Annotated in this window: 2 protein-coding genes; both read right to left on the bottom strand. The window is 42.8% G+C overall.

Going from position 1 to position 923, the window contains the following annotated elements:
- Nucleotides 1–3 precede the first annotated feature (3 nt).
- Nucleotides 4–354, bottom strand: coding sequence for a hypothetical protein (locus tag BCT81_RS01210; protein ID WP_004742438.1), 351 nt, complete (start codon nucleotides 352–354; stop codon nucleotides 4–6).
- 302 nt (nucleotides 355–656) lie between these two features.
- On the bottom strand, nucleotides 657–923 hold a 267-nt coding region (locus tag BCT81_RS01205), incomplete at its 5' end, for a cytochrome b562 (protein WP_241908131.1).

Below are 923 nucleotides of genomic sequence, written 5' to 3'. Positions count from 1 at the left end.
GGTTTAAGCAGTAACAAAGGGAGGGCCACGGGGGGCTTGTCTCGAATAGCGTTCGCTTAGAGCCAAAAAAGCGTAGCTGTCTGAGACAATAAAACTCAGTCGAGTTGTGAGTAGTGTAGTTGGAAGTTCATCTTGGTGGAATGTGGAAAAATGGCTAAACGGACACGGCTTACCTTTATGAGTATTCGGTTCACCCTCTTCGATTTGAACCAGTTCAAAGCCATTGACCGTACACAACGACGCCCACACTCCCGCACTGTTACCATGAGCATTGATAACAGGCATTAATGTCACTAAAGCCCAGCTTAACGCTGTAGCAAGTAACATAGAGAGGTTGAACGAGGTTCGGCGCATTATTCCAAATCTTTATAAATTTTCCTTATTATGAGGCACTTGTTATATAGGTAAACGTAAAGATTAACATCAGGTTAAAAAGTTGAAGCCAACGCACACTCTTTTTAGTTAAAAACTGGTTACGCGAATAGAACATAACCCATATTATTCATGTACGTGCACATCTCCCGGCTAAAAAGCCACCAATAAAAAACGCCGCCTACATTTTCCAACAAAGGGAAATATAGGCGGCGTTTTAGAAATCGAATCTTGAGGTTTGGCTTTGTTAACTGTTAAGCAAGCAAACGCTCCTGATTAATCCATTAACCGAAGATCTTGCTCCAGATACTTGGGTTACGCTTGTCGTGGTACTCTTCACGAAGGCCATCAATCGTGCGCAGCTCTTGTTTTGCTGCCTCGAAATCACCTTGGTCTAGCTTCTGTTCAATGCTATCGATCGATAGACTGATCTTCTTGAAGCCTTCCATGAAGTTTTCTTCTTTCTCTACTGGGTACACACCCGTTTTTAGTTCTGCCACTAGCGTATCTAAACGAACGATAGGTTTTTGCATCTCTTCAATGCTTTGAGC

It is taken from the genome of Vibrio sp. 10N.261.52.A1 (assembly GCF_002876325.1).
Lineage (GTDB): Bacteria > Pseudomonadota > Gammaproteobacteria > Enterobacterales > Vibrionaceae > Vibrio > Vibrio chagasii.
Note: the sequence above shows the minus strand (reverse complement) of the source record. Positions and strands in the feature narration are given on the sequence as shown.